Genomic DNA, 23577 nt, shown 5'->3' with positions numbered 1-23577 from the left:
AAAATGACTAAGCTAATAATAAATGCAGATGATTTTGGTCTATCTGAAGCCGTTAATTATGGTATAATTTCAGCATACAAATCTGGTGTAGTCACATCTACTAGTGTCATGGCAAATATGCCATCATTAGAGCATGCCATGAATCTTTTGAAAGAAAATAAAAATTTAGGTTGTGGTGTTCATATGACCTTAAGCTGTTATAAACCATTACTTTCAAATTCAAAGACTATAGTAGATAATAATGGATATTTTATAAGAAGAATAACCAACGAAGTGATTGAAAATATGGATTTAGATGAAATATACAATGAACTATGTGCTCAAATTGAAAAGGTGAAATCTAAAACGGTTATAACACATTTAGATAGTCATCATCATGTTCACACTTTAGAAAATCTAAGGCCAGTTATAGAAAAAATTTTAAAAAGATATAATTTGCCAATAAGGGGTGGATTTGAGTATGACTTTAATTACTCTAAGATTATACCATTGGTAGACTCCTTTTATGGTGACAATGTAAGTGAAGATTACTTCGTAAAAAAAATCAATTATCTTAAAGAATATGAAATAGCTGATATAATGTGCCATCCTGCTTATATTGATGATTTTTTAATGAAAACAACATCATATTCTATGGCAAGAATTAAGGAACATAAAATATTAACTTCAAAGGATACGAAAGCTTTCATACAAGATAATTTTTTATTAACAAATTATAAAGACTTATAGGGGGAAGACAATGTGGATGAAAAAATGATAGAAATAACTTTTGGGATCATAGGGTTTGCTGGTGATGCTAAGGCTTTAGCTTTTGAAGCTATAGATGAGGCTAAAAAAGGAAATATAGATATAGCAAGGGAAAAACTTGAACAATCAAAGACTGTTATGGTTAAGGCTCATAAATTTCAAACAGAATTAATACAAAGAGAAGCTAGTGGTGAAAAAACTGATATGAGTGTTATGTTAGTTCACTCTCAAGATCATTTAATGACAAGTATGACATTTCAGCAGCTAGCAGGAGAATTTGTTGATTTATACGAAAAATTAAATACAAAGTAATTTATTAAATCAATAAATATAAAAAAATCAGTAGCATATTGCTACTGATTTTTTATTAAAAAGTTTATTTTACTTTTGCATATTCTTTAATTAACTCATAATCATTTTCATTTAAACGGCTAGCAGCTTCTTTATCAAGAATTATAATTACATCTTTGTGTAATTGTAATATAGATGAAGGTACTTCTGGTGTTATTTTACCATGAACTGTATTATAAATTGCTTCAGCTTTATTTTGACCACTTGCTAAAAGTAATATTTTTCTACTTTTGAATATTGAACCTGTTCCCATAGTTATTGCTTTTGTTGGAACATCATCCAAGCTATTAAAAAATCTTGCATTGGCTTGTCTTGTAGATTCATCTAAAGTAACTACGTGAGTTCCCTTCTTAAAGTTTATAGTAGGTTCATTAAATCCTATGTGGGCATTATTTCCTATACCAAGAACTTGTATATCAATGCCTCCATTATTATCAATTAACTGGTCATATGAAACACATTCAGCTTTTATGTCATCAGACATACCATTAGGTATATATATATTTTCTCTATTTATATTTATATGATTAAATAAATTTTTGTCCATAAAATAATGATAGCTTTGATCATTATCTATAGGAAGTTTATAGTACTCATCTAAGTTAAAAGTTTTAATTTTTGAGAAGTCGATTAATCCTTCTTCATACATTTTTATTAAGTTTTTATACATCCCTATAGGAGTACTTCCAGTAGCAAGACCAAGAACTGATTTTGGTTCTAAAATCATTTGACTTCCTACTATTTGTGCTGCTTTTTTACTTAATGATTCGTAGTTTTCACAAACTATTATTCTCATAATATATCCCTCCAAAATTTTATAATATATTTAGTAATTTATTAATATAGTAATTTATTTAAATTGTTAAAAATAATTTCTCCATGAGAAATAGTCATATAGCAATTAAATTCTTCGTCAAATAATGCTATATCAGCATCTTTATTCATATCTAAGCTCCCCTTTGTCTTATGCATATTTATTGATTTAGCAGGATTTAGTGAAGCTAAATTGATTGCATCGTTTATTGATAAGTTTGTGTGTTTTTTATAATTATAGACTGCCTTATTTAATCTTAAAACACTGCCTGCTAGAGTACCAGAAGCAAGTCTTGCCACGCCATCCTTTACAAAAACATCTTGACCACCTAAATCATATTTTCCATCTGCCATACAACCAGCTCTCATACAATCACTTATCAATATTACTTTATCCTTACCTTTGTTATTCAACACAAATTGAAATAGCTGTGGATTTACGTGAATATTATCGCAAATTATTTCGCAGAAAACATCACTAGTAAAAGCAGCCCCAACTACGCCAGGCTCTCTATGGTTCAAAGGTGTCATAGCATTAAACAAATGAGTTACAGTCGATGCACCTAATTTTATTGCAAGTTTAGCCTCTTCATAGGTGGCATTAGTATGAGCTATGGATAATGTTATATCAGTTTTATTTTTTACTTCCTTTGTAAAATTTAAACTATCATCAACTTCAGGAGCATAAGATATTATTTTAATTACATCTATATAGTTTTCTATAAAAGAAAAGTTAGGAACTTGAATAAATTTATCACTTTGAGCACCTTTATATTTACTATTTATAAAAGGTCCTTCTAAATGAGCTCCTAAAATTTGAGCACCATCATATTTTATATTCATGGCTTCTCTTATGGTATCAAGGGCACCATATATATCATCTTTTGACATTGACATTGTAGTTGGTAAGAAAGAAGTAACACCATTTTCCTTAATTCCATTACCTATGGCTCTTATGGATTGCAAAGATCTATCCATTACGTCGCAATTGCAACTACCATGAACATGTATATCAATTAGACCAGGACAAATATAGAGACCTTTAGCATCCACTATCTCTACATTTTCTTCTACTTGGTCACAAAATCCTATGATTTTATCATTAAATAAAAGAATTTTATCTTCAATTATTTTATTTTCTGTAACTATTTTACCATTAATAATAGCCTTCATTATTCCCTCCAAATGGTTAATCTTCATTAAGTATTACTTCATACTGATGTTTATCTGTAATAAATAAAGAACTAGTATACTCTAAAACGTCTTTTTTATCAGTAAAAACAACTCTATCAATTTTTAAAGCTAAAGAGTTTAAATCAACATTTAATAATTTTGACTGAGTTTTATCTAATGCAATAGGATTAATAATTTGTTTAGCCCTTTGAGTTTTGTGCATATATTTTTCTCTATATAATTTATACAAAGAATTTTTATTTATAAGATCTTGGTTTAAATCTGGGCACATATATTCAGGAATATATATTTTTTCTAGTATTGTAGGATCATCATAAACAAATCGGACTCTTTCTATATGAAAAACAAGTAAAGAATCGTCTTTTATCTGCAAGTACTCCTTAACCACATCATTAGGTTTGTCTAATTTAAATTTTAAAATTTCGTTTTTTACTTTTAGCATTTTTTCATTTGCTATTTCTGTAAAGCTTTGCATTTTTTCATAGGTAAGTTTTTGTTTTTTATATGAAACAAAAGTGCCTTTTCCTTGTCGTCTTTCTAAGACTCCTTCATTGACTAAGTTAATAATAGCCTTATTAACTGTCATCCTGCTTACATTTTGGATCTTACAAATATCTCTTTCTGACATTAAATAATGTCCTTCTTGTAATTTATTTGTATTAATCATATCTTTTATTATTTCTATAAGTTGAATATAAAGAGGTATTTGTGAATTTTTATCTACTAATTTCATCAGTCTCTCCCCTATGGTATATACCTATTGGTATATACCAATTTTATAATTTAATTATAGATAATATGTTTATAAAAAGCAAGTTTATAAAAAATATATATGAATAAAATAATTTATGCAAAGATAGAAAATATTTTAGTAAATTATAGCTAATAATAAGTATTATTAACTATGAAAGGATGAAAAAATGAATAATTCATATTGGATTTTATCATCAGAAAAAAAGAAAAGCTATGAAGATTTAAACAGTGATATAAGCACAGATTATTTAATAGTAGGTGGTGGTATAGCTGGACTAACTACAGCATACTTATTAGCTAAAGAAAATAAAGAAGTTACCATTGTAGAGGCTGATGAAATTGGATTTGGAGCATCAGGACGAAATACTGGAAAAGTAACAAGTCAACATGGTCTTATATATTCTACAATAGAAAAAGAGTATTCTAGTGAAAAAGCTAGACTTTACTATGATGCAAATGAGGAAGGATTAAAACTTATTGAAAGCATAATAAAAGAAAATAATATAGATTGTAATTTTAAAATAGTCCCAAGTTTTGTTTATACAGAAGAAGAAAAATATATTAAAGATATAAAAAAAGAATATGAAATTTGTAAAGAATTAAACATACCTTGTGAGTATATGGACTCTATCGAAGGAACACCACTAAGCATTAAAGGAGCTTTATGTTTTAAAAATCAAGGTCAATTTAATCCTAAAAAATATGTAGACGCTTTAGGAAAAATAAATCAAAAAATGGGGGTAAAAATTTACGAAAATACTCCTGTAGTTGATGTAGATATTGATGAAGTATGTTTAGTGAAATGTGGAAGTAACAATGTTATTAGAGCAAAGAATTTAATATTAGCATCATGTAATGCATGGTATGATGGCTTAAGACTTTTTTTTGCAAAAGAAGAAGCATCAAGATCATATTTATTATGTGGAGAATTAAAAAATAAAATATCGCAAGGAAATTATATTAGTGTAGAAATGCCAACTAGAACCTTTAGAACTTGTAAAGATGATAAGGGAAGAGAGCTTTTAATAGCTGGAGGGTATGATCATAAAACTGGAAAATGTAATAATGAGTGCCATAATTTTAAAGCTATAGAAGACTTTGCTAAGGGAGCATTCCATTTGAAAGATAAAGATATTATAGCTAACTGGTCTACCCAAGATTATGTTTCTTTAGATAATATACCCTACATTGGAAGAATTGATAAGGAAAAAAATAATGTATATATTATAACTGGAACTAGTAAATGGGGACTTAGTAATAGTAGCGTAGGTGCTATTTTAATTAAAGATTTAATAATTAAAAACCATTCTAAATATGAGGGGTTATATAATCCAAGTAGATTAAAAAGCTATTTAAATATGAAGTTTTTAGAAACTAATATAGAAGTTGCACTTGACTATATAAAAGGAAAGTTTATATCAGGAAGTAGTGAACTACCTGGCAAAGATGAAGGAAAAGTAGTAAGTATAAATGGAAAGAGATATGGAGCATATAGAGATGAAAATGACAATTTATATATACTAGATATTACTTGTACTCATTTAGGCTGCGAACTTCGTTTTAATAGTGGCGAAAAGACTTGGGATTGCCCATGTCATGGAAGTAGATTTTCTTATAAAGGTGAAGTTATAAATGGACCAGCACTGAGACCACTAAAGGCTTATGATAAAGGTAAAAACAAAATTGATCCTAAAATATTATAGTTTATAAGGGACAATAGGGTCAAAAATAAATCATTATGACCATGTACTACATTTACGGTAGATGGCTTAATTGAAACGGTAATTATTACTCCTTTTTATTGTAGAAACTATAAATATATTTCAAAATTCATATAAATTTCATGTTACTTTCCATTTGTATTCACACAAAAAATATTATATGTTGTAATATATAAATAAGAAATAAATTTAGGAGGATCCAAATGTCTCAAGATAAACCAAATAAAGAAAGTGAAATCATTGATTTTTTAGAAACTGCAGATGAGACTGTAGATCATTCACATAAAGAAAATAGTGAAGAAAAGCAAAGTAAACTAAAAAAATACATAGGAGGTAAAAGAGGTAAGGCAATACTAATTATTTTATTTGTAGCAATTATAGGTATGGGAGCAGGTTTTTATGTAGGAATTGATATGGGAAGAACTTTACCTGCTACTCATAAATCCTATAATAAATCACAAGTATTAGCAACTGTTGGAGATGTTAAGATAACAGGAGCAGATTTTGCAAAAAGAATGGAACCCTATTTCTATTACCAAGGATTAAAGAAATTATCAAATGAAGAAATTGAATCTCAAGAAGCAAGTACAATAAATTATATGACAAACTTAGAAGCATTATACAAAGCTGGAACAGAAGCAAAGGTTACAGTAACAGATGATGAGGTTAATAGTAACTATTCTAAAAATATGTCATCAATTGAATCATCATTTAACTTGACAGAGGATGCGTATTTAAGTAAGTTTAATCTTACTAAAGACTATATGAAAGAAAGTTTAAAAAAAGAAATGATAGCAACGACCTATCTACAAAAAAACTCTAAAGTAAGTGAAAAAGAAGCTAAAAATTATTATAGCAATAATAAAAAGGATTTCTTCCAAATAAGAGCATCTCATATCTTAATTAGTAATTACGATGAAAATGGAAAAGAATTAAGCGATGATAAAAAGAAAGCAAATAAAGAATTAGCAGAAAAACTACTTAAAAGAGCCCTAAAGGGAGAAAATTTTGATGATTTAGCACTTGAATATTCTAATGACTCTTATAATTCTAGTAAGGGTGGTGATTTAGGATATTTTAGCAAAGGAAAAATGGATGATAACTTTGAAGAAGCAGCATTTTCTTTAAAAACTAATGAAATTTACCCTAAGGTAGTGGAAACTAATTATGGATATCATATTATTAAAAAGACTGGTGAAAAATATAGTGATTTTGATGATGTAAAAGAATCTCTATTAGAAACTTTAAGTAATGATAAGCAAAGTACACTATTAGAAGATGCTTTAGAAAAATATGATGTTAAAGTAAATATGTAATATTAATATTTAAAATTATGAAAAATAGCTAAGATAATTAAGGCTCCTTTTATGAAGGAGCTTTTATTGATAAAAACTAATAATTTTGGTATTATTTATGTGTGTATTATAAAGAGGGGGGTTTTTATATGATAATAAGAAAATCGCAAATTAGAACAGATGAATCTAATTTAAAAGATGGAAAGGGATTAGTTAAAAGAGAATTTATAGTTGAAGGTGACAACTTAAGGGGAAAGGCAAAATTATTTTCAAAAATAACCATACCAGTAGGAAATTCTATAGGAATGCATGACCATATAGATGACTTTGAGATTTATTACATAACAAAGGGTAAAGGAAAAGTTTTAGATAATGATGAGTTTGTAGAAGTAAATGAAGGTGATGTAATATACACTGCTGATGGAAACAAACACTGCATAGAAAATATAGGTAATGAAGATTTAGAATTTATAGCTGTTGTAATAAATGAGTAATAAAAAACTCTAGGATAATCCTAGAGTTTTTTATTACAAATTAAAATTTAACCTGTAACATTTTATTATCATATATTAAACATTTTTAAAGTTTAAATATACATTTTTGAAAAAAATGTTATAATAGTAAATAGTGTTATTTTAATGTAATATGGAGGATTTAAATGAGCAATACGAAATCACAAATAAAAGATATAATAATGGATTTCTCAAATGAAAACTTAAATAAAGATTTTACACAAAAGAGTACGGAAATCCTAGACATACTAGAAGATGCAAATGGAGAAATATTAGAGACTTCAAGAACTGATATATGGGCTGCTTCTATATTAAACATAGTGTTAGATATGAACGGAGTATTTAACAAAAAACATTCAATGTACATGACGAAGAAAGATTTTTCTCAAAAAATAGGAGTATCAGCAGGAACGATAAAAAATAAAGCTGAGACTGTTAAAGAAATCTTAAACTTACAAGAAAATGATGTAAGAGTAATAATATCTTCTGCAAATGATGCGACTGATAATGTAGAAGAAAAAGAAATAGTAGCTAAAAAAGAAGTTGCTGTAACAGCTGAATCACAAGTTGAAGAAGTTAAAGACGAAAAACTAAAAGTGTATCAACATTTTATGCAATTAGCTCATGAATCTAGTGAGTTAAAAGAAAAAGTTGAAAACTTTGAAAATGCCATAAAAGTTGCAGTTGAAATGATTGAAAATAATGGTGAAGTTATATATTGGGAAGATGAAATAACAAAACCATATATGATAGCTTTACAAGATTTAGGAAATTTATTTAATAATAACAAAGACTATGATTCGGCTAAGAGAGTATATGAATTATTATTAAATTTAAATCCACAAGATCATCAAGGTATAAGATACAAATTAATAAATATGCTTATAGATAAAAATGATAGAAAAGAAATAAATGATTTATTTGCAAGATATAAAGATGATAAAACTGCAATATGGTTATACAGTAAAACTTTGTATTATTATAAAAACAATAATATATTTATGGCAAAAGATGCATTAAAAGATGCAGTAAATACAAATAAGTATATAGCATTAAAATTAATAAAATGGACTGCTTTTATGCAAATGTCAGGAGTATATATAAACCCTGTATTATTTAACGAAGCAAACTTCTATTGTGAAGAGTCAATAAATTTATGGAAAAAAACTAAAGGATCTATAGATTGGTTATTAAAAAATGTATTAAAAAAATAAGGCTGTGTTTATACAGCCTTATTTTTTTATACTAATATGTGACTTGCCCATAAGAGAAGTGAATTTTAAGCAATAAACGAAGTTGTTGACGCATAAGCGAAGGAAATTTTATATATCAAGTTTTAAATCTCCAGGTTTTATTAAATTTTTACTTCTCATAAACTTGGCTATAGTAAGAGTTAAGATAGCTGGCAAAATAAAATGAAGAAGCAAAATTCCTATCCACATCATAGAACCACCTTTTCCTGCAGCTTCCATAGCTGTAACAGTACCAAATTGACCAACTAAGCCACAAGTACCCATACCAGAACCTATAGGAATATTCTCCATTTTAAATACTGTAGTAGACAAAGGTCCAATAATAGCAGATGCTAATGTTGGAGGTATCCAAATTTTCCAATTCTTTATTATATTTGACATTTGTAACATAGAAGTTCCTATTCCTTGTGCAAACAAGCCACCCATGCCATTTTCTTTATAGCTCATTACTGCAAAACCAACCATTTGGCAACAACAACCAACTGTCGCAGCACCACCAGCTAGTCCGCTAAGTTCTAACATTATACAAATGGCTGCGCTGCTTATTGGCAAGGTTAGAGCAATTCCAACTAATACAGCCACTAAAGCTCCCATAAATATAGGTTGCATTTCTGTTGCTTTCATAATTAGGTTTCCAAATGTGGTCATAAATGCAGATACGGCAGGACCAGTAAACTGTGCAACTAAAACACCAATTATAATAGTCACTGCTGGAGTTACAAGTATATCAATTTTTGTTTCCTTAGAAACAATTTTACCAAACTCAACTGCAAATATAGTGGCTACAAAAGCTCCTACAGGTCCGCCTAACTCATTTCCACAAGCACCGACTAAGGCACAAGAAAACATAACCAAAGGAGGTGCTTGAAGTCCGTAGGCAATAGCAACAGCAATTGCAGGACCTGTAACTTGTTTAGCTAGTGGATTTATTATATCTGTAAATAAACTTATTCCAAACCTATCTCCTAAAGTATTAAAAATAGTACCAATTAATAATGAAGCAAAAAGTCCAAGAGCCATATAGCTTAAGGCATCAATTAAATATCTTTGTACAGATATTTCTATATTTTTATCTTTAGCGAATTGTTTTAGGTTTCGCCTATTTTCAAATTTCTCCATTATAAAACTCCTTTCAACAATAATTACTTTTATAAATATTATAATTAGTTTTATTTTTATATACAAATATTATTAATAATTTAACATAAAAATATTAAGTTTTAAAAATTGCAATAATGATAATAATTGAACTATAGAAGAAAAAGAAGATAATTGTTATAATTTATAATAAATTATAAATGAAAAATAGTGAGATTTAATAAGATAATTTGAATCATTTTGAAATAATATTTATTATAAATATTACAGGAATTTATAATAGATATAAATAATTATAATAGTAAATAAAAATATTATATTAGGATATATTAGTATGATTAAATAACATTGATTTAAGGAGGATGGAGATGAAAAAAGTTGATAAAGATAAAAAAATTATATTCATAGTAGTACTTCTTCCTTTGTTATTTTTTGTTCAGTATTATCTTTTTAAGTCTGGAGAGATACCTCCTATGATTAAAGGTGTAAACATCAAGATAATAGAGGGAGAGTATATACAAGATATAGATAAATATGTAGTTAAACTTGGAGATAACGTAGTATTATCAGCAGGAGATTATATTAAAATTCCAGGCTATGCAAAAGATCCAAATATAAAGTTTACTATTTTAGACAATACAAAAACAATAAAACTTAAAAACAATAGTAATAAAGAAAAAAATACAGTAATATTAAAAGCGTTAAAAACTGGTTATACCTCCGTGGCAATTATGCAAAATTCTCGAGTATTGCAAAAGGCAACTATTAGGGTTGTGGACCCGTCTATAGAAGATTTAAATGTATCTGTGGATGGTACATTAAAGTACGTTGGTGATGAAGCAGAGATTAGTAGTTCTGTAGAGGTAGACTACAAAGAATTTAATAATTCATATAATGTAACTTATGAAAGTTCAAATGAAAATGTATTAAAAGTAATTAATAACAAAATTAAAGCTGTTGGAGTTGGAAAAGCAACAGTATACGCAAAATCAAAGGATAAGGTTGAGGCAAGAAGATATAATATTGTAGCTAGACTTAAAGGTATTGAAATAAATAATAGTTTTGATATAGCAGTAGGAGAAGCAATAAAGTTAAAACCTAAAATAATAACTGCGCCTAAAAATTTAACTCCACCAAAAACTTCATATAAATTTTCTCAATCTAAACTTCCTGTTGAAAGGGCAGTAACTTTTGAAGATGATGGAACTATAGTTGGTATAAGACAAGGCAGTGAAAAAATAACCATAAGCTGTGGAGAAGGAGAAAATAAAAGAATCGAAGTAGTAACAATAAATGTAAAAGAAGGAACTTTAGAAAATAGTATGGTAAGAAATTTGTATTCTAAATATATTATTGAAGATAATAAGCTTAAAATCGCTTTAAGTTGGGATATTTTAAATGGTGCTACAAATTATGATATTTATATCAAAGATGATATTAAAGGTGACTCGAAATTTGAATTATATAAATCTATAACTCAAGAATCTTTTCTAAAAAACTCAAATATTATGATAAACATAGAATTAGATGAAGACATTGAGGAGATAGCATATGAAATATACGTAGTTGGAAGAAATGAAGAAGGAACATCTAAGCCAAGTAATATAGAGAGTATAAAAGATACTATTATAAAAGATGAAGAAGATGCGGATGAAACTGAGGATGAAAAAGAAGAATTACCTAAGGATCAAACTTAATTTATTCATAATATATAGATATTCTAATATATATTAGTAAAAAGAATAATTTAGGAGAGAATTATATTGGAAAGAAGAGCTAAGAGAATTAATGAGATATCTAAAAATCTTGCAGAAGAAGCATATAAGGCTTATGCTGGAAAGAGAGATTATAAAAGAGCCTTAGAGTTATATTGCTTATTAGCTGAGTCAAAATGTGTTCCAAAAGAGATCTCAAATTTTTCTAAAAATATGATGGGTAGGTTAAGTAAAAAAATTGAAGATACTCATCAGTAAGAGACTTTAAGTCCCATTTTATATGGGGCTTTTTTCATGAATTAAAACCTTCAACCATCATAAATATCTATAGTAACTAATATAATTAATATAGAATTTTATTTGCTTATAATGGAGGTGATTAATATAGATTATGAAGTAGTTGTTAAATATAATGGTGATATCTTAAAACTAGAAGAGGAACTAGGAGTGGATGTTGAAATATTAAGCCCTACTTATGCCATAATAATAGCCGATAATCCAAGTAAATTTGATGAATTATTAAATTATAGTGAAATAGAATACGTGGAGAAACCATTTATATTAGAAACACAAGATGTACAAAGTTTTTCTAGTACAGGTATAATAGGTTTTAAAATAAGAACAAGATTAACTGGAAAAGGTACAATTTTAGGAATTATTGATTCTGGCATAGATTATACTCTTCCTATTTTTCGGGATGCTAGTGGAAAATCAAAGATATTATACTTGTGGGATCAATCTATTAAAGGAACACCACCAGAGGGATTTAAATCGGGGTCTATATATACAAATGAAGATATAAATGAAGCAATAGATGGGACGAAAGATATCCCCATATCAATAACAGCAACCCATGGTACTCATGTATCAGGAATAGCTGCAAGTATTGCAAATGATGCGGATATAATTTTTGTTAGAGTTGGGAATCGACAGACAGATTACTATTCTAAAAGTACGGAGTTTATGAGAGCGATTAAATTTATTTTAGATAAAGCACTTGAATTAACAAGACCGGTAGCCATAAATATTAGTTATGGTAGTAATGAAGGTTCTCATAGAGGGATATCATTATTTGAACAATATATTGATGATCAATGCTTATTTTGGAAAAATAATATAGTAGTTGCAGCAGGTAATAATGCAAATAAAGGAGGGCATAAAAGAATTCAGCTTACAGAAAATTTAGAACAAGATGTAGAAGTTGTTATTGGAGAAAATGAAATGATTATTAACATAAATATTTGGCCGGATTTTATGGATGATTTTTCTATAACAGTGATAAGCCCATCAAATCAATCGTCTCAGGCTTTATCAATAGATAATCCCAACTTAAATAATACAATGGGAAATACAAAAGTTACAGGTATTTTTTATCCTATAGAACCATACTCTCTTGCTAGAAGAGTCACTATAAGATTATTGTCTACATCAATTGAACAAGGTATAAATTCTGGAATATGGATACTTAGATTTAAACCTATAAAAATAGCTAATGGGCAAATCGACTTGTATTTACCAACATCAGAAGGTATAAGCCCAGATACAAGATTTCTCTCTCCAAGTAATATATTAACAGTAACAGTTCCAGGAACGGCGACTAGGGTTATAACTGTAGGGAGTTTTGACTCTAGAACTGATACAGTATCAGTTTTTTCTGGAAGAGGAGATGTAAGTTTAGGAATTTATAAACCAGATATATTGGCGCCTGGAGAAAATATTTTATCCTTTTTTCCTGGTGGAACTACAGGGGTACTTACGGGAACAAGTATGGCAACTCCACATGTAACAGGAGTGTGTGCATTGTTAATGGAGTGGGGAATAGTACAAAGAAATGATTTATTTTTATATTCACAGCGATCAAAAGCACTATTATTAGAGAATGCAAGAAGGATAGAAGGACAGTATTATCCATCAAATGAACTTGGATATGGTTTTTTAGACATGAGAAATGTAACACTAAAATCTTATAAAGATAATGAAATAGATAATTTATTTAGAAACAGTAAAAATGTAGATAACATTAATACTAGAGTAAATGACACAACTTATAGCACTTTTCTTGTTATAAAAAAAGGATTCGTTGATAAATTAAAAAGTATGGGACTGGAAGATGAATTTACAAAGCTATCGGAAAATACAGGTATTTTGAATACTTTTAAAGTTAATGAAGATGCTTTATTAGAATTATTTGAATCTGAAGGTACAGTTAGAACAACAAATGTATTAAGTATGGAGCCAATGGGCAAGCCATCACCAGGAGAAACAGGAGGAATAAATGCAAATGAGGAAATAGGTGTTAATTTTATAAAAAACAATCCTAATATGGATATTACAGGAAGAGGTGTGCTTATTTGTGTAGCAGATTCAGGTATAGATTATTTACATGAGGATTTTATATACGATGATGGGACTAGTAAAATTGCCTATATATGGGACCAAACAAAAGAGGGTAGTCCTCCAAAGGGATTCTATATAGGAACGGAATATACAAAAGAAGATATTAATAAAGCTATAGCGTCTAAGGATGGTAGCTTAACAAAGGATGAAACAGGTAGCGGAACGCTAATTAGTGGCATATGCGCAGGTCTTGGGAAAGTGAAAAAAGAATACGAGGGTGTGGCACCCCAGGCAGAGTTAGTAATAGTAAAATTGAAAACAAAAGAAGGTTTTACAAATAATGCATACTTTTATATAGCAAGACAATATGCGATTGCTAAAGCCAGAGAACTTAAAAAACCTATAATAATGAACGATTCTGTAGGTAATATTTTACAAGCTGGATATATAAGTGGAATAGTAGAAAATGAATTAAATTTGATAAAAGGGTATTGTGAGGTAGCAGCTATGGGAAATGAAGCTAATACTAGAACTCATGTTACTGGAAAAATTAATAATTCGGGAGAAAGTAAGGATATTGAGTTTGAAGTAACAAAGACTGAACCTATTTTGCAAGTTTATATATGGGTGAATAGGCCAGATGAAATTAATGCAAAAATTATATCTCCAAGTGGAGAAGAAAGCAAAGATATTTCAGTTGGGTATTATATAACAGTTGATGGAGAGTTTAATTTTGAGAACACTAAATATTTTATAAGTTATGTTTACCCAACTATTTTTTCAGGTCAACAATTAGTTCAAATTATTTTTCATAATGTGACAAGAGGTACATGGAAGATAAGATTGACAGGATCTTTTATAATAAGTGGTAAATACAATATCTATATGGATAATAAGGTTTTTTTAAATGAGGGAACAAATTTCTCAAGTTCAGATCCATTTTATACAGTTAACTTTCCAGCAATACAAGATTATCTTGTATCAGTAGGAGCGTATGATTTGCAAAATAATAATATATGGCCACCATCATCTAGAGGTCCCAATATACAAGATGAATTAAATCCGGATATTATAGCTCCTGGAGTAAATATTATTGGACCATATCCAAATAATACTTATGGTAAATTAACAGGAACAGCAGCTTCATCAGCTTATGTAAGTGGAGCCTGTGCCTTATTTTATCAGTATACAATAGTAGACAATAAATATCCAAAACAAGGGTTCATACCTAATGTTAAAGCATTTTTACAACTAGGTGCAAGAAGAAATGAAGGCACAATATATCCAAATAATATAGGAGGACACGGCATATTAAATGTTAGAGGGACATTTGAACAATTTAGATAGGAGGTGAATATCAAATTAGAATAAAGGAAGATTCATATATTATACTATATCGATTACCAATAGAAGAAGTTAAAAAGAGTCTAAAAGATAATGGTATAGATAACTTTATACCTTTAAATAACCAAGCGGGAATTATTTATACACCTACAGATTATGATTCAAAAAAACTTAATAATATAGATGTAATAGATTGGTGGGAGGAATCCGTACCCATGAGTACACTGATTAATATTACAAATGATTTGAAAGAAGGAGTAGATATTTTAACAGCTTCTGGTATAAGCACTTTTAACAATCCATATGTTAATTTAACTGGAGAAGGTATTTTAGTGGCTATAATAGATTCTGGAGTAGATTACCTACATCCAGATTTTATAAAAGAAGATGGTACTAGTAAAATAGTATCTATATGGAATCAAGAAAGCGATAAGTCAGATCCACCAATTGGTATGACTTTTGGTTCACAATACTCAAGTGATGAAATAAACCAAGCAATAAAAGATAAAAATGGAGATTTATGTACAGATGAAATTGGAACAGGAACTATAGCAGCTGGAATTATTGTATCTGGAGGAAAAGTAAAAGAATTTTATAAAGGAATTGCTCCAAATGCTCAGTTAATAGTAGTTAAATTAAGGAAATACAAAGACACGTATAGTAAAGGTAGAATAAATTATGAGAGTTCAGATTTTTTGGCAGCTATATCTTATGTGATATCAGTATCAAAAAAATTAAATAAGCCTTTAATAATTAATTTTTCTGTAGGAGCCACATCCACATCCATATATAATTTATCAATTCTTAATACTTTTACAGACTTATCTCAATCAGGAACAGTAATTGTAAGTGGTGCAGGAAATGAGGGAAATACAGATATACATTACTCTGGTCAATTTAGTAAAGGTACATCATTTAACGAAGACGATTATCAAGATGTTATATTACAAGAAGGAGAAGGTACAAATATTGACATAACTATAAATTTTCTTGGGCCAGATAAAGTTAAGGTAGCAATTATATCTCCATCAGGGGAAATAAGTCAATTATCTGAATATGTTCCTGATAATTATAAAATTAATGGCAGCTTCAATTTAGAAAATACAAATTATTCTATAGAATATATTCTACCTTGGTTGTTATCAGGAGCTACTGTTATAAAAATTAAATTAAAAGATATTAAACCGGGTATTTGGACCATTAGAATTATTCCAGAGCATATTATAAATGGGAATTACAATTTATATATACCAAACAGAAATATTATATCTCCAACAACGAGATTCTTAGATGGAGATTCATCTTATACTATTACAAGGTTTGGACTTCTAAAATATGTAATAACTGTAGGCGTTTACAATGAAAAAACAAATTCCATGTGGCTGGGATCATCAAAAGGACCTCATGGTGAAAATAAAATTAAACCTGATATTGTAGCTTCTGGAGTAGATGTTATTTCTACTTTTTTAAATAATAATTATAATACAGGAACTGGAAGTGGAATAAGTTCTTCTATAGTTTGTGGAATTTTGGCATTAATTATGGAATATATTTTAAAACAAAGTCATTTGCCAAGATACTCTCTTTATAACGAACCACTAAAAACATACTTAATGATTGGGGCAACAAAAAATAGTTTATATAATTACCCGAATATATCACAAGGATATGGACTATTAAACTATCAAAATACTTTAATAAAAATTGCTAAAAATATAGATTAAATTTATTAAAAAATAAAATTTAGTATGAATTATTATAGAAATTTAGTGAAAAATAATAAAAAGGTCTATAAAGGAGGCATAAATTGAAGACAAAAAAAGACAACGTAAATCATGGAGTTAGTAGACAACTTAGTGGAAAAGACAATGATAGATTATATTCAACTACTCCAGTGAATAATGCTTATACAGCAGCGATACTAGATAAAAATGATGAGTATCCAGATAGTAAGGTTTCCATACCTTCTTTAGAGAGTGTAATAGAAGCAAAGGATTGGGTAGATAATGGTAGTAGAACTTAAAATAATAAATTAAAATAGGGAGTATAACTCCCTATTTTAATTTGTTGAAATAAAGCATAAGTTTAGCCACAGCTATTTATAAATTCTAATAACATTTAGAAAATACGTATTGACATTAACTATTAATTAATATATCATTTAAATTACCAAAATTAATAAACTAAAATAAATGCTATGAAGGGAAGAGTAATTATATTTTGAAGTTTAAGCGAGCTGGTTATGGTGAGAGTCCAGTACAGATTATATAATGAAAAACATCCTCGAGCTACTAAGAGAAATCTTTTATGAGAGTAGATTTAGTCGGAACCAAACCGTTATCATATTGGTGATGTATAGTAGTACATCAGTAGAGTTGAACTTGATTAAAGTTAAATTAGGTGGTACCGCGGAAGTATAGTCTTTCGTCCTAAGTATTTAGGATGAAGGGCTTTTTTTATTTTAATTATTACCTATTGTATTTAATTTAAACTGTATAAATAGGTGAAATTAAGGCAATAAAAATAAAAAATTAGTTTTTTAAATAATAATTTCTTGTTTTAATTAATGTATAATTTAATAAAGCATATTTTTAAATAAAATAGATAAAATACTTAAGTAGGAGGTAAAATTATGCAAAAAAACTTTATAGAAATAAAAGATCTTTACAGAGATAAAGAACAATATATAGAAAAAGATGTAAAAATAGCTGGATGGATAAGAACATCTAGAATATCAAAAAACTTTGGATTTATAGAACTAAATGATGGTTCATTCTTCAAAAACATGCAAGTTGTGCTAGATGATAAATTAGAAAACTTTAAAGAAATAGGGAAGTTACCAATAAGCTCTTCTGTATTAGTTGAAGGTAAATTAGTGGCTACAGAAGGTGCTAAGCAACCTGTTGAAATACATGCAACAAAAATAGTATTAGAAGGAGAATCTGATAATTCATATCCTTTACAAAAGAAAAGACATACAGTTGAATATTTAAGAACAATTGCTCACTTAAGACCAAGAAGTAATATGTTCTCAGCAGTATTTAGAGTAAGAAGTGTGGCAGCTTATGCTGTACATAAATTCTTCCAAGAAAGAAACTTCGTATACTCTCATTCTCCAATAATAACAGGTAGTGACTGTGAAGGTGCAGGAGAAATGTTTAGAATAACAACTCTAGATCTAGATAATGTTCCAAAAACTGAAGAAGGAAAAATAGATTACTCTGAAGATTTCTTTGGAAAAGAAGCTAACTTAACAGTTTCAGGACAATTAAACGCAGAAATAATGGCACTTGCATTTAGAAATGTTTATACATTTGGACCAACTTTTAGAGCAGAAAACTCTTATACAGGAAGACATGCTTCAGAATTCTGGATGATAGAACCAGAAATAGCTTTTGCTGACTTAGAAGACAACATGGAACTTGCTGAAGATATGGTAAAATACATAATCAATTATGTATTAGAGCATTGTCCAGAAGAAATGGAATTTTTCAATGCATTTGTAGATAAAGGATTATTAGAAAGATTAAAAAGTATAGTAAGCTCTGATTTCATAAGAATAACTTATACTAAAGCCGTAGAATTATTACTTGAATGTGGAGAAAAATTTGAATATCCAGTAGAGTGGGGAATAGATTTACAAACTGAGCATGAAAGATACATTACAGAACAAATATATAAAGCACCAGTATTTGTAACTGACTACCCAAAAGATATAAAAGCATTCTATATGAGATTAAATGAAGATGGAAAAACAGTTAGAGCTATGGACTTATTAGTTCCAGGTGTTGGAGAAATTATCGGAGGATCTCAAAGAGAAGAAAGACATGATGTATTATTAGAAAGAATCGACGAATTCAAGTTAAATAGAGAGGACTACTGGTGGTACTTAGAACTTAGAAAGTTCGGTACTGCAACTCACTCAGGATTTGGTTTAGGATTTGAAAGAATGATAATGTACTTAACAGGCGTATCAAACATAAGAGACGTTATACCATTCCCTAGAACTCCTAAAAACTGTGAATTCTAATTAAAACAATAAAATAAAAGAACTTATTATAATTTAATTATAATAAGTTCTTTTTTTGTATATATATAAATATAGCCTTTTGCAGGAGGTGATTAATATAAAAAAGATAAGTATTAATTTTGATGATGATTCAAATAAAACTATTTCCTTTCAAGTGTCAAAAGAAGAAAGGAAAGTTTATATTTATATTTATGTAAATTTTAATGAGGACTTTAAAGTATGTGTTATAAATCCAAATAACAAAAGATCTAAATACATTTCAAATGATATGCCAATTGTAAAAAATAAAATAGATAATGTTAGAATAAAGGGAGAGACTTATATATTTAATGAAAATAGTTACCACAAAAAAATAAGAATTACATTATTAGCAAATGATGGGGAAGAAAACATATGTGAAGGTAAATGGAAACTTTTATTTAAACCTAAGGAAAAAGTAAGAGGGATAATTAATGTGTATATAGATTACTTCAGTTATTATTATGATTTAAATAAACTTAAGAAATTAAATAGACAGGTGCCACAGTATTTTAATACTAAGTCGGATTTAGCTATTTTATATAAACCAGGTTTTGAAGAAGATTTAAAAGAAATAGCTCCTAATTACGAGTTTTTTAAAATAAGTAACAATTTAGGCATATTATTTGCATATGTGAATTTTCAAGATATTGATTCTGTAGAAACCTTTAGAAACATATTGTCTATTGATACTGTGGATACAATTAAAAACTTATTAATATATAACTCTCTTTCAATTATTTCTCAAGGAATCTCCAATGGAGTAACTGCAAATGAAGAAGTAGGCGTAAATTATTTTAAGACTAATCCCAATATATCTTTAAGTGGAGAAGGAGTATTGATTGGATTAATTGATACAGGAATAGACTACTTACATCCAGATTTTATATATGATGATAATACAACAAAAATTGCAGCATTGTGGGATCAAAGTAAAGATGGCAAACCTCCAGATGGATTTTTTATTGGTAGTGAATATACTAGAGAAGATATAAACAATGCAATACTAAATAATGATAGTTCATTATCAGTTGACGATGAAGGTAGTGGAACCATGTTGGCAGGAATTTGTGCTGGAATGGGAAAAGTAAATAAAAACTATGTAGGTGTGGCTGAAGGTGCAGAGTTAATAATAGTAAAAATGAGAAAAGTTGATGGAAATTATAACAATGCAATGTCGTCTGCAGGGTTTGATTATATTAAACAAAAAGCTAGAGAACTTCAAAAGCCACTTGTAGTTAATCTTGGATTTGGAAGTAACAGTCTTTTAGGAATATCAGAAAGAGATTTAACCGAGTTGACTTTTTACGAAAAAGGAGTTTCTTTAGTAAATGCAGCAGGAAATGAAGGAAATACAGAGACACATAATAGTGGGAGGTTATTATACAATAATGATGTAAAAACTATAGAGTTGGAAGTTAATAATTTTGAAGAGAGTATTAGTATTGAAATATGGCTTAACAAACCAGATATAGCAAGAGCCGCTGTATTAGCACCTAGTGGTGAATTAACTAGGGATGTTGATGTGTCTATTTCGGATACTATAGTTGGAATATTGGATTTGGAATCTACAATTTACTCAATTACATATATATTTCCTACATTATTTTCAGGACAACAACAAATTATAATTAATTTAACTAATGTACCAAAGGGTATTTGGAAAATAATATTAACTGGAGAGTATATAATAGATGGAGAATATAATGCTTACTTACCAAACCGTGTACTTTTAAAACCAGGTACAAAATTTACTAACTCAGACCCAAATAAAACAATAAATTTTCCTGCAACGTATAATGATAATATTACTGTGGGTGCCTATAATACTATTGATAATAGTATCTGGCCATCATCTTCTAGAGGTAATACAATAAATAATCTACAAAATCCAGATATTGTAGCGCCTGGTGTAAATATTATTGCCCCATATCCAGGAGGTGGATATGCCACTGTAACAGGAACTGCACCAGCTGCAGCCTATACATCAGGATGTATAGCGTTTTTATTGCAAAATAATTTTGTAAAGGAAAACTATCCTAGATTATCATTTGTTCAACAAATAAGAACATATTTAAGCGCTGGGGCTACAAGGATTGATACTATATCATATCCTAACAATTATTTAGGCTATGGTTTGCTAAATATAAAAGGAGCATTTTATCAGTTAAGGTAGGTAAAAAATTATAAGAGCATATTATTATTTAGTAATAATCAGTTATATATTAATAGAGACTTCTAGAGGGGGTGGTTAATATAAAAAAGATAAGCATTAATTTTAATGATGATTTAAATAAAACTATTTCCTTTCAAGTGCCAAAAGAAGAAAAGAAAGTTCATATCTATATTTATGTAAATCTTAATGATGACCTTAAATTATGTGTTATAAGTCCAAATAACAAAAGATCTAAATATGTGTCAAATGATGTGCAAATTGTAAAAAATAAAATAGATAATGTGAAAATAAAGGGAGAAACCTATTTATTTAATAAAAATAGTTACAACAAAAAAATAAGAATTACATTATTAGCAAATAATGAAAAAGAAAATATATGTGAAGGTGAATGGAAACTTTTATTCGAATTTAAGAAAAAAGTAAGAGGAATAACCCATGTTTATATTAACTGCTCTAGTTCATTTTCTGATTTTAAAAAACTTGTGAAATTAAATAGACAATTGCCATCCTACTTTAATACTAAGGATGATTTGGTTATTTTATATAAACCAGGTTTTGAAGAAGATTTAAAAGAAATAGCTCCTAATTATGAGTTTTTAAAAATAAGTGGTAGGGTAGGTGTATTATCTGCATATGTTAATTATCAAAATATTAATTCTGTAGAAACGTTAAAAAAAGTATTAGCTATTAGTAGTATAGACAGAACATTAAATCTTGTAAGATACAACTCCCTTTCAATTATTTCACAAGGAATCTCCAATGGAGTAACTGCAAATGAAGAAATAGGAGCAAATTTTTTTAAGACTAATCCCAATATATCTTTAAATGGAAAAGGAGTATTAATTGGTTTAATTGATACAGGAATAGACTACTTACATCCAGATTTTATATATGATGATAATACAACAAAAATTGTATCACTATGGGATCAAAGTAAGGACGGAAAACCACCAAAAGGATTTTTTATTGGTAGTGAATATACTAGAGAAGATATAAATAATGCAATATTAAACAATGATAGTTCATTATCAGTTGATGATGAGGGTAGTGGAACAATGCTAGCTGGTATATGTGCTGGAATGGGAAAAGTAAATAAAAACTATGTAGGTGTGGCTGAAGATGCAGAGTTGATAATAGTAAAAATGGGAAAAGTTGATGGGAATTATAATAATGCTATGGTTACAGCAGGTTTTGACTATATTAAGGAGCAGGCTAGAAAATTTCAAATGCCAGTTGTAGTGAATTTTGGATTTGGGAGCAATAGTCGTTTGGGAGTTTCACAAAGAGATTTAACCGAGTTAACTTTTTATGAAAAAAGGGTTTGTTTAGTAAATGCAGCAGGAAATGAAGGAAATACTGATACTCACAATAGTGGAAGGGTATTATACAAAAACTATGTAAAAACTATAGAATTGGAAGTTAATGAACTTGAAGAAAGTATTAATATTGAAATCTGGTTTAATAAACCAGATATAGCAAGAGTGGCTGTATTATCACCTAGTGGTGAATTAACTAGAGATGTAGATGTACGTGTATATAATACAGTAGTTGGAATATTGGATTTGGAATCTACAATATATTCAATTACATATATATTTCCTACATTATTTTCAGGACAGCAGCAAGTTAGAATTAATTTGACTAATGTACCAAAGGGAATTTGGAAAATAATACTGACTGGGGAATATATAATAGATGGAGAATACAACGCCTACTTATCAAATCGAGCACTTTTAAAACCAGGTACAAAATTTACTGACTCAGACCCAAATAAAACAATAAATTATCCTGCAACGTATAACGATAATGTTACTGTAGGGGCCTATAATACTATTGATAATAGTATATGGCCATCATCCTCTAGAGGTAATACCATAAGTGATTTACTTAAGCCAGATATTGTAGCTCCTGGAGTAAATATTATAGCACCATATCCAGGAGGCGGGTATGCAACTGTAACAGGAACTGCACCAGCAGCAGCTTATACATCAGGTTGTATATCATATTTATTACAAAACAATCTTGTAAACGAAAATTATCCAAGATTAGCATTTGTTCAAAAAATAAGGACATATTTAAGAGCTGGAGCTACAAGACTTGATAATATATCATATCCAAATAGTAATTTAGGCTATGGTTTTTTAAATATAAAAGGAGCATTCTATCAGTTAAGATAAGTTAGAAGTTAAAAAAGCAAGTATATATTTGTAATTTAATTAC

General features: G+C 28.5%; 18 protein-coding genes and 1 other annotated feature. Of the genes, 14 read left to right on the top strand and 4 right to left on the bottom strand.

Annotated features, from left to right (window positions below):
• Positions 1-3: 3 nt before the first annotated feature.
• Both chbG and JW646_RS02805 read left to right on the top strand, forming a co-directional pair.
• Positions 4-729 (top strand): chitin disaccharide deacetylase, encoded by a 726-nt coding sequence (gene chbG, locus JW646_RS02810; RefSeq protein WP_228416517.1) that lies wholly within the window; start codon positions 4-6, stop codon positions 727-729.
• A 12-nt stretch (positions 730-741) separates the two neighbouring features.
• Positions 742-1059 (top strand): PTS lactose/cellobiose transporter subunit IIA, encoded by a 318-nt coding sequence (locus JW646_RS02805; protein WP_074918299.1) that lies wholly within the window; start codon positions 742-744, stop codon positions 1057-1059.
• 64 nt (positions 1060-1123) lie between these two features.
• Here the strand turns inward: JW646_RS02805 and nagB are convergent, their stop codons facing one another.
• Genes nagB through JW646_RS02790 form a run of 3 tightly spaced genes read right to left on the bottom strand, consistent with a single transcriptional unit; the run spans position 1124 to position 3838 of the window.
• Positions 1124-1894: a glucosamine-6-phosphate deaminase gene (gene nagB / locus JW646_RS02800; protein WP_228416515.1), complete on the bottom strand. Its 771-nt coding sequence runs from the start codon at positions 1892-1894 to the stop codon at positions 1124-1126.
• Positions 1895-1935: 41 nt separating this feature from the next.
• Positions 1936-3084 (bottom strand): N-acetylglucosamine-6-phosphate deacetylase, encoded by a 1149-nt coding sequence (gene nagA / locus JW646_RS02795; protein ID WP_228416513.1) that lies wholly within the window; start codon positions 3082-3084, stop codon positions 1936-1938.
• A gap of 16 nt (positions 3085-3100) precedes the next feature.
• The gene (locus JW646_RS02790; protein ID WP_228416512.1) at positions 3101-3838 is read right to left on the bottom strand and encodes a GntR family transcriptional regulator; all 738 of its coding nucleotides are present in this window, start codon (positions 3836-3838) and stop codon (positions 3101-3103) included.
• Positions 3839-4025: 187 nt separating this feature from the next.
• On the opposite strand from JW646_RS02790, the gene JW646_RS02785 reads away from it, so the two are divergent.
• From JW646_RS02785 to JW646_RS02770, 4 genes are all read left to right on the top strand, one after another.
• Positions 4026-5561, top strand: coding sequence for an FAD-dependent oxidoreductase (locus JW646_RS02785; protein ID WP_228416510.1), 1536 nt, complete (start codon positions 4026-4028; stop codon positions 5559-5561).
• Positions 5562-5782: 221 nt separating this feature from the next.
• Positions 5783-6895, top strand: coding sequence for a peptidylprolyl isomerase (locus JW646_RS02780; protein WP_228416509.1), 1113 nt, complete (start codon positions 5783-5785; stop codon positions 6893-6895).
• Between the two features lie 128 nt (positions 6896-7023).
• A complete protein-coding gene (locus JW646_RS02775) occupies positions 7024-7368 on the top strand; it encodes a cupin domain-containing protein (protein ID WP_074918287.1) in 345 nt (114 codons plus the stop codon).
• 164 nt (positions 7369-7532) lie between these two features.
• Positions 7533-8600, top strand: coding sequence for a DUF6398 domain-containing protein (locus JW646_RS02770; protein WP_074918285.1), 1068 nt, complete (start codon positions 7533-7535; stop codon positions 8598-8600).
• Positions 8601-8708: 108 nt separating this feature from the next.
• Here JW646_RS02770 and JW646_RS02765 read toward each other — a convergent pair whose 3' ends face one another.
• A complete protein-coding gene (locus JW646_RS02765) occupies positions 8709-9758 on the bottom strand; it encodes a PTS transporter subunit IIC (RefSeq protein ID WP_228416507.1) in 1050 nt (349 codons plus the stop codon).
• Positions 9759-10105: 347 nt separating this feature from the next.
• Between JW646_RS02765 and JW646_RS02760 the strand changes: the two genes are divergently transcribed.
• The 8 genes from JW646_RS02760 to JW646_RS02725 all read left to right on the top strand — a co-directional run bounded on the left by JW646_RS02760 (position 10106) and on the right by JW646_RS02725 (position 23534).
• Complete coding sequence (locus JW646_RS02760) at positions 10106-11434, top strand: Ig-like domain-containing protein (protein WP_228416505.1); 1329 nt, start codon at positions 10106-10108, stop codon at positions 11432-11434.
• Positions 11435-11500: 66 nt separating this feature from the next.
• Positions 11501-11710 carry a hypothetical protein gene (locus JW646_RS02755; protein WP_228416503.1) on the top strand — a complete coding sequence of 70 codons (210 nt, stop codon included), beginning with the start codon at positions 11501-11503 and terminating at the stop codon, positions 11708-11710.
• Between the two features lie 111 nt (positions 11711-11821).
• Complete coding sequence (gene cspBA, locus JW646_RS02750; RefSeq protein ID WP_228416501.1) at positions 11822-15136, top strand: bifunctional germination protease/germinant receptor pseudoprotease CspBA; 3315 nt, start codon at positions 11822-11824, stop codon at positions 15134-15136.
• Entirely contained in the window at positions 15133-16857 is a 1725-nt protein-coding gene (gene cspC, locus JW646_RS02745; protein ID WP_331478078.1) for a bile acid germinant receptor pseudoprotease CspC, read from the top strand. The genes cspBA and cspC overlap by 4 nt, the downstream gene beginning before the upstream one ends.
• 83 nt (positions 16858-16940) lie before the next feature.
• Positions 16941-17156 (top strand): CDIF630_02480 family spore surface protein, encoded by a 216-nt coding sequence (locus tag JW646_RS02740; RefSeq protein ID WP_148557835.1) that lies wholly within the window; start codon positions 16941-16943, stop codon positions 17154-17156.
• A gap of 165 nt (positions 17157-17321) precedes the next feature.
• Positions 17322-17568, top strand: a binding site (T-box leader).
• A gap of 197 nt (positions 17569-17765) precedes the next feature.
• Positions 17766-19163 carry an asparagine--tRNA ligase gene (asnS, locus tag JW646_RS02735; RefSeq protein WP_228416499.1) on the top strand — a complete coding sequence of 466 codons (1398 nt, stop codon included), beginning with the start codon at positions 17766-17768 and terminating at the stop codon, positions 19161-19163.
• Between the two features lie 88 nt (positions 19164-19251).
• Complete coding sequence (locus tag JW646_RS02730) at positions 19252-21357, top strand: S8 family peptidase (RefSeq protein WP_228417364.1); 2106 nt, start codon at positions 19252-19254, stop codon at positions 21355-21357.
• 71 nt (positions 21358-21428) lie between these two features.
• Positions 21429-23534 carry a S8 family peptidase gene (locus JW646_RS02725; protein ID WP_228416497.1) on the top strand — a complete coding sequence of 702 codons (2106 nt, stop codon included), beginning with the start codon at positions 21429-21431 and terminating at the stop codon, positions 23532-23534.
• The last annotated feature ends 43 nt before the right edge of the window (positions 23535-23577 follow it).

Source organism: Terrisporobacter hibernicus, from assembly GCF_020809405.1.
GTDB lineage: Bacteria > Bacillota > Clostridia > Peptostreptococcales > Peptostreptococcaceae > Terrisporobacter > Terrisporobacter petrolearius.
Note: the sequence above shows the minus strand (reverse complement) of the source record. Positions and strands in the feature narration are given on the sequence as shown.